The 7,659-nt window shown below is 36.3% G+C and carries 5 protein-coding genes and 1 pseudogene; 1 reads left to right on the top strand and 5 read right to left on the bottom strand.

Translation table 11 applies throughout. The features are described 5' to 3' along the window. Nucleotides 1–109: 109 nt before the first annotated feature. The 3 genes and pseudogenes from D0T57_RS14815 to D0T57_RS15940 form a co-directional block, all read right to left on the bottom strand. Nucleotides 110–805 (bottom strand): annotated as a pseudogene (locus D0T57_RS14815) (phage integrase SAM-like domain and Arm DNA-binding domain-containing protein); the annotation flags it as partial. Between the two features lie 399 nt (nucleotides 806–1,204). After that, complete coding sequence (locus D0T57_RS14810) at nucleotides 1,205–2,470, bottom strand: ATP-binding protein (RefSeq protein WP_163274256.1); 1,266 nt, start codon at nucleotides 2,468–2,470, stop codon at nucleotides 1,205–1,207. Between the two features lie 202 nt (nucleotides 2,471–2,672). Then, nucleotides 2,673–2,804 (bottom strand): hypothetical protein, encoded by a 132-nt coding sequence (locus D0T57_RS15940; protein WP_255490626.1) that lies wholly within the window; start codon nucleotides 2,802–2,804, stop codon nucleotides 2,673–2,675. 172 nt (nucleotides 2,805–2,976) lie between these two features. Here D0T57_RS15940 and D0T57_RS14800 point away from each other — a divergent pair, with 172 nt between their 5' ends. Further along, the gene (locus D0T57_RS14800; protein ID WP_163274255.1) at nucleotides 2,977–4,224 is read left to right on the top strand and encodes a hypothetical protein; all 1,248 of its coding nucleotides are present in this window, start codon (nucleotides 2,977–2,979) and stop codon (nucleotides 4,222–4,224) included. 29 nt (nucleotides 4,225–4,253) lie between these two features. On the opposite strand, the gene D0T57_RS14795 is transcribed toward D0T57_RS14800, so the two are convergent. Next, entirely contained in the window at nucleotides 4,254–5,105 is an 852-nt protein-coding gene (locus D0T57_RS14795; RefSeq protein ID WP_163274254.1) for a hypothetical protein, read from the bottom strand. Between the two features lies 1 nt (nucleotide 5,106). Continuing rightward, nucleotides 5,107–7,575 carry an ATP-binding protein gene (locus D0T57_RS14790; protein ID WP_163274253.1) on the bottom strand — a complete coding sequence of 823 codons (2,469 nt, stop codon included), beginning with the start codon at nucleotides 7,573–7,575 and terminating at the stop codon, nucleotides 5,107–5,109. Nucleotides 7,576–7,659: the final 84 nt, after the last annotated feature.

Genomic DNA, 7,659 nt, shown 5'->3' with positions numbered 1-7,659 from the left:
AACTTTAGTTTTTGTTTTTCAATCGACTTATAGTCGACACTCACACGAATTTTATTCGTAATTTAACCTATGGATTTTCAATCCATAGTCGTTAAGTTACCAATATTTGAAGTTCATCCCAAGTTAGAAACTCACGATGTACTTCTTTCTCATGGAATTTAATACCTGCAAATGGGTCTTTGTTTATCCATTCGTTAGCGATAGAACGATTTGTAATCTTTTTCAGGCACTTCATATAGCGGATAACTGTGTTTTGCGCACAGTCTTTTTCTGTTTTCAGATAGAACTCGAAAGCTCTGATAAATTCTCCGTTCACATCTTTAAGTGGCATATCTTCTTTGTCAAACTTAATTTTTATAAGTTCTGCCAAATAGCGTTTACAACTTTCGTAGCGACGTACAGTTATTAAAGCGAAGTCTTTGCCTACTAATTGCCGACATTGGTCGTTATGCTCCTGAATAGTAGCTATAAGTGTTCTTGGGGCTTCCTTTTCTTCCAGTCCAAAGAATTTATCACGGAGTATTATTGCTGTAATAGGTAAGCCTTCCTGTTTTAAATCAGCATGAATATTATACAACTTGATTCGGGCTTCTTCAATAAACTTGTTTAGGTCGTTTGATTTGCGGTCTTTACCGCGGGAACATTCTTTCGCCTGATTCCACAGGGAGGGACTAATACTTTTACGGATATTCGTTTCAGAACGAACATTATTAACCGTAATTCTCATACATACAGAGGCTTCACCATTCTTCAATAGTTTTGTTTTCTTTAAGAAAAACAAAACACTAAATGAATTTCTTTCCATCATTTTTCTACTTGTTTTAAGTGATACAAAATTATGGAAAAGTGGAGAGAGTTTCGCTACGCAACAGGCTGACAGTCAATGCCAATTAAGGTCAAAAGGTGGAGATAAATATCTCCTGAGTTTGCTCCACCTTTTGCTCCACCAGAGTAGGTCGAAATTTGCTGTTTTTTGCGTAGTGGGTAAAAATGAAAACTCCCGATATTCGTTGAATATCAGGAGTTTACTTCTTTTTGCTTTCTCTAAAAGTGGTGCCACCAGAAAGAGAACTGTTATTGTATCTCTATTGATAGTCAACCTTTTATGTTTTCTTAAATTTGGAATCCCACACGATTTAGCACACGATTATTTTTCATCGTTCTGCTCGCTATGAGCATGGTGCTTGTACAAAGGTACAAATTATTATAAATTTAGAAGCCATTTCCATGCAGGAATAACTTCAATTGTGTTACCATCTATTTCCAACATCCGTTCGGTATCGCGGGTGATAATCATCAACTTTTTACACTCTAACACACTCGGAAGTTTCAATAATGCTTCAACCTCTCTATCAAATGTACCATCGCTATTGTCAAGGTCATAACACGCTTGAATAGCAATAGCTTCATCAGGGATATAAAAATCTACTTCAACTCCTTTATTGTAGAAAAAAACCGCATCATTGCGTCCATATTTACGCAACAGGTTAATAGCTATCAAATTTTCCAATAACGAAGTATTTCCATCCAATAAGAAAAGATTCAGAATACCATTGTCAGTAAAATAATACTTTGGATTCGTTTCCTTTTCAACCAGCTTGCCTGCTATATTTTGTAGCGAAGAAATCAGCCAAGCATCTTTTGCATATTCTATATAGTTGATTATAGTCGTTTTGCCTACTTTCGCTCCGGTCGATGACACGATGTTGGTTACTCTAGAAAATGACACAGGCTGTTTTACGCTTTCGGCCAGTTTTTTGAACATGATACGCAAGGCAAACGTGTTGTCTACTGAATGACGGGTAGCAATATCTCCCAAATATATTTTTTGATAAACACTTGTCAAATAATCTCGTTTGGCAGTGAATTCTGCACTCTCTGGGAATCCTCCGAAATAAAAATAATCATTGAATTTTCTTAGAACTTCAGCCTTCCCTTCCGTTGAAAGCAAAGATTCTTCATTGAACTTGATTTCATTTGCAGTCAGAAATTCCTTGAAATTATATGGAAAAACATCTATGGGAATGTAACGTCCCCCAAGAATGGTCTGGATATCCTGACTTAACATTTTGGCATTACTTCCGGTAATATAAACCCGATGTTTGGTATCAGCCATACGGCGGGCGAATTTTTCCCAACCGATAATGTTCTGTATCTCATCAAGAAAAAGTATCGGCTTCTTTCCATACATCTCTAAATGGACTTCTAAAAGCAAATTCAAATCTTCCAAAGACATACCAACCAGACGTTCATCCTCAAAATTAACATATAGCATCTCATCCCACTGTACGCCTTGCGCAAGTAACTGCTGCATTCGTTGATAGAGCAAGAAAGACTTTCCAGCTCTTCGAATACCCACAAAAACGTAATTACCAAATTCTTCAAAGATGAAATCTCTTGGAATTACCTTGTATTTAGGCACTTCTATCTGATTGTCTACAATAACTGTTTTCAGTATGTTTTTATTCATAATTATTCCGTCTTGTCAACAGGACAAATATAGTACATTTTCGTCTTGCAAACAAGACGATTTGATGGTTTTTTTCTTCTAATTTAAAGTTGGTATGTCTTAAAAAGCAATTTCATTCTACAGAGAAGGGCTTTACTTTGGAACTTATCGCAATAGTCCATCAACAAATCTTTGTTCAAATCGTCATTCAGATAATCCTCGTCTAAGCGTAATTCTTCCAACTCCTGTCCACTATAAACGGATAAAGATACAGCAAATCAAGCAATGCTTTTTCGGGTGTAGCAAACTGTATGGTACGACTGTCTGCCATTGGTTTCAACTCGTATCCGAACATCAGGTTATCTTTGACCCTTAAATTCCAGAAAAGTCTTTTTCTATTTTGTTTCTATTATGCTGCAAGTATAGTGCGTTTTGGAAATAAAATAAAATTCTTGTGATAAACAAACCTCTTCACCAAAGTCTTTCAAATTAGAAAAATGTAACTTTGCAGAATAAGAATTATTATCATGAATACTATCTCCGCACCAATACTTGATGGACTTATTACTAAGGCTCAATCTTGCCCTGATTTATTGAGTCAGACGGATAAGGAAGTTTTGTTATGTATATTAGAGAAGATGCAATGTGTTGCTATTTGTGGAAATGACGAACGCAGAGAGCTTTGGCTTACCACTGATCATGGCTCTATCGAGGATTTTGGCGATTACGATGATTATTTGGAAAATGAGATAGTGGAAAACAGAGATGACTTCGAAAAGATATGGAAAGAAGAGTATCCTGATCTAATTAAATGGTATCTCTTTTCTGTTACTCACTATAACGGGGAGTATTTCTTCTTTGTTGACAATAGGCTCACTCTGCATATAAAAAAGGAAGAACCTTACTCTACTGAATCACTCAACACCCAGCTTATTTCATGGCTCGAACAAACTGTTGATAAGTGTCTTGACTGGCTCAAAAAAGATACAGCCGGATATAATGAATATACCAATCAGCATCTCCCATATACAAAACGTACAGGGCGCATCCTCCGCCAACAATATTGGGATATTGACCCAGAAGAAAAAGAGTGGATGTTGAAAGGACTAACTAAAGATGATATTGATACGCTAAAAGCAATAGTAGAGTTATCAGAAGGTGATGACATGCTTATTACATCTGATAAAATGACCTCCGGCTTCTTTTTTAATTGTTGCAAGCTGGGATATGACGCGAATGGTTATTCGTACGATGCAAATCTATCCTTGCCTGATTTATATCGTAAATTTGCTGATGGAAGAGATTTTGTGCTTACTGAACTTGATATTAACTCCCCAAAAGCTTTCAAAGAATGGTTCGATAAACGCGAATGGCAATTCGGCCATCCATGGGAAGTTTGCCGAGGTGGAAATTCTACGCATATTTCATTGTATGTAAATAAGAGGGGAAATGGTTGGCAGTTATCTCTTGCTGGGAAAAGCAGTAGCCGAGTTGCTGAAACCGTTCGGTTTGCCATAGCTCTGTATAAAAACAATATTCCGTTTAAACTATGGGATGCTAAAGAGATTCTGGCAATGGTGTCCGGAACTGATTATATCGGAATTGTGCCGGAAGGGGTTACGCCAGTTTATTGTCAGTCCTATTTCCCCCAAGAAGATCATATTATTGATTTTATGAATTTGCCAGTGGAGAATAGAAATAGGGTAATTGAGGAGGCTTATTGGTCTTCAGAGAACGTGGTCAGGTTAGCTGAAAATTGTGAGTCAAATAAGTAGGAGCTTTCTCACAAATTATTAACCGACATCTACCTTATTAAGGCTTCTTGATCTAACCCTTTTTTATATGAATGTATTATCCTGACTAACTCAAGTAGTTTTTCGTTAGTAATTTCTTTGGTGTCAAAATGAGTAATTTGATTATTATATCTTTTTGAATTACCGTATTTTTCAATCAAAGATTCTATATTTGGCGGGATAAAGAAATGCGCCTTATCCCCTAAATGCTGGAAATATTCAAAAAGGAAAATCCGGACTCCTGCCAAATCAAAATCTCCGAAGTGCAGATATGGATTGTCAATAATTTGTAACCAGCGAATTAAATCTTTGTATTGATTCTGCGGATAACGGCTCACGAAAAGTGGTTTTATATGTTCAAACAAATAATGCTGTTTTTCTATCTGTCTAAAGTTTTCGGCATTCTCAACTCCGACAACCGTTACGCCTTTATCAATCGTAAAAGTCTCAAAGTCGTAGATAAACTGAAATGTTCCGGATGCAGGGTGAATAACAATCTGTTCATTGTTCAATGTGGCTGAAATTGGCTCATAACTATTTATCAGAAAGCCTTTGAAGCTTCTTACTGTACGGGCTTTTGAATCGGATGAAGCAAGGACAAGTTCAGATTTTGTTATTTCTTCTTTTTTCAATGCATCAACATATACATATAAATCATGTATCCCAAAGCGATTAGATAAGTATGTATAAAAACTTTGAGGATTACGCAATTGATAAACGCTTTTCATTCGTCCTTGCCGAATTTCGGTCAGAATGTTTTCCGCAAGTAGTTCTTTTACTTCAGGATATTTCATCTGACTTGAAGGCATTTTTTCGCCCTCAAGTAAACGCAGAAGTTTTTTGGCAAGACCTAATCTCAGCATCTCAGCTTATTTTTTTGATTAAACGATGCACAGTCGTCACGCTTCGCGTGTCTTTGCCTAATTTGTATGTGTATTTGTAATCGGTGGCATTGTATGATGTTGGTGAACTGTTTATCAGTAAGATATTCCGGCTATTGGCAAAATCCAATATCCCCTTGATGTTGGTCGGATGTAATTTTCCAATTTCGTCCATCATGCAATGTAATTTGAAGTCGTTGAATCGCTTCGAAGCATGCTCTTTGAATACATTCAACAGCATAATGTTTATCATAGCTTTTACCAACACATCCGTTCCGTCGGAACCAACATTTGATAGTTTTTCCACCCAACCGCTATCGTTGTCGTTTTCCACAATTTTGAATTGCAGTTCGAACGAATCGGACAGGGTTATTTTATCTTCTTTGTAGATGCCGATTTCTCGCACAAGCAATTTCAGCAGTTCTACTGATTTTCGGTTCAGACTTTCTCGGTTACTTGAGCTGAAGAGATTGTCTTCGCCGATTTCAAACGAATGTTCATCATTGAATTTCTTTATCTGCATCATCCATTGCACCACTTTGTTTCCACTATCAACAACTCGCAGTTCAATACTTTTGATAACGCCTGTAAAAATTCGTTCGACAAAGTCATCATTGATATTTTTAATAATCCGCTGAATATCACCCGAACGAGAAATGAGTTCCGTCGTTTCTTTTCCAATTTGCCGTATAATATCGGTATAAAGTTGATTGACACGCTGCTTGAATGTCTCAATTTTATCTTCTTCAATAAATTCTTGCAACTCTTCTGCAAATCGGACAAATTCTTCACTCTCAATCAAATGAGTTTTAAAGTTGAATATATTGTCTTCTTTGAAATTGCCAAGAAAACGGTTGATAGACTCTTTTAGGTCTTCATATCGTTTAATGGTCGTATTGTTGTTAACATACATGAAATTAATTAATTCCGAACAATTTTTGTCGGTCTTTTCCTGTTTTGTTTGTCCTTCTACGAATGTCCAGCAATCGGTCAATTTGAAATTTTCAACATTCTGAAGGTCAGTTTGCAGTTTTTCAATATTTTTTCCAAGAAGAGCGATAAGGTCGTCTATTTCTGTTATTTCATGTTTGATTTTTTCTTTTTGCAGTTTGTATTTGTCGGCTTCCGTTTGTAGCTGACTCTCCAATAATTGCTTCTTTGTATTGAAATCATCCGTTTTGTCGAAAAGTTCACGTTTATCTTTTTGATAATCGGATACCGTATCACGATTTTCTTCGATGTATTTCAATTCTTCGCCAATTTGAGCCAAGGACATGTCAATAGTAGCCAATCGCTTGGTATCAACGCCTTTTCCTAATAACTCGCTTTGTTGCTTTGCCTTCGCTTCTGTGAATTTGGTTTGGAATACCGATTCATTTTGGCGAATGGCTTCTTCTATGCATTTTGTTTTTTGTCGGACAGCGTCTTCTTCTTCCTGAATTTTCTTCGTTTTTTCTTTGTGCTTTTTATCTAACTTCTTTTCTATATCTTCTTTTATTTTACGCAAATTCTCTTCTGATTTACGTTTTTCTTCTATTAACTGATTGATAGCAAGAGTCAATTGTTGCAAAGCAGTTGCCTTTTCTTCCTCGGCTTTTCGCTGCCAATCGACAAGCTTTATTTCTGACTCTTCCTGTTTCAGTTTTCCCTGTTCGACTAATATTTTGTTCGTATTTATCGTCTCTTTCAGCGTTCTGATCTTAGGATTGTATTTCTGCTTGATTTTCTCTAAATTGATTAACTGCGTTTTGTTTAATTCGTTTTGTAGCGTTTTGTTTGCTGCAATCTCTTGTTTCAGATTATCCTTTTCGACTTCATAATCCGATACGGTTTTTACCTCCCGTTCGATTTCGGATAAATCCAGACGAATCCCGTAAAATTCCAAATCAGCACCTTGCACTTTTTGGGGACTTAGCCCACCATGAAAGAGAATATCCTCGTCAATCACTTTACCAATGGTATTTTCCCATTCAGGGTATTCTTTGTTGAGCCACTCATAAAACGAGTCTTTGCAATCTTCCAATTTTTTGTCGATAGCAGAAATTTTTCGGTTCAGTTTTTCCAGCTTTTCTTCTACTTTTTCTTTTGAGGCATCATACTCCAAATGACAACTTTTTGTTTCCAACTCCCATTGTTTCTGAAGTGTTCCGATTTCTCCTTCCGCTTTCGTTCGGATGTTTTCTGCCAAACGGATTTTTTCTTTCCACTTGTCCGCCTCCTGTTTGCAAGTATTAATTTCCGACAGAAGAAACGGTTTGTGTTTCGTTTCAGCTTCTTTTACCCGTAAATCCTGAATATTCCGTCCTTTTTCTTCCAACAAATCTTGTGCTGCATCAAGTTCCTGTTGATATTTTTTTCTGATTTCATCGAAATAGACTTCATATTGTCCTGCTAAATCTTCTTTAAACTTTAAGAAATCAGCCTTGATACTTATTTTTTCTTTATTTTTCAAGTTCGCTAGTTAAAACTATGTACTTTAGTACAAGGCTTTAGCTTCTATAAATGTTTAAAATTCTATCTTTGTAACGTTTATGGA

This window comes from Dysgonomonas sp. 511, assembly GCF_010501105.1.
Classification (GTDB): Bacteria; Bacteroidota; Bacteroidia; order Bacteroidales; family Dysgonomonadaceae; genus Dysgonomonas.
Note: the sequence above shows the minus strand (reverse complement) of the source record. Positions and strands in the feature narration are given on the sequence as shown.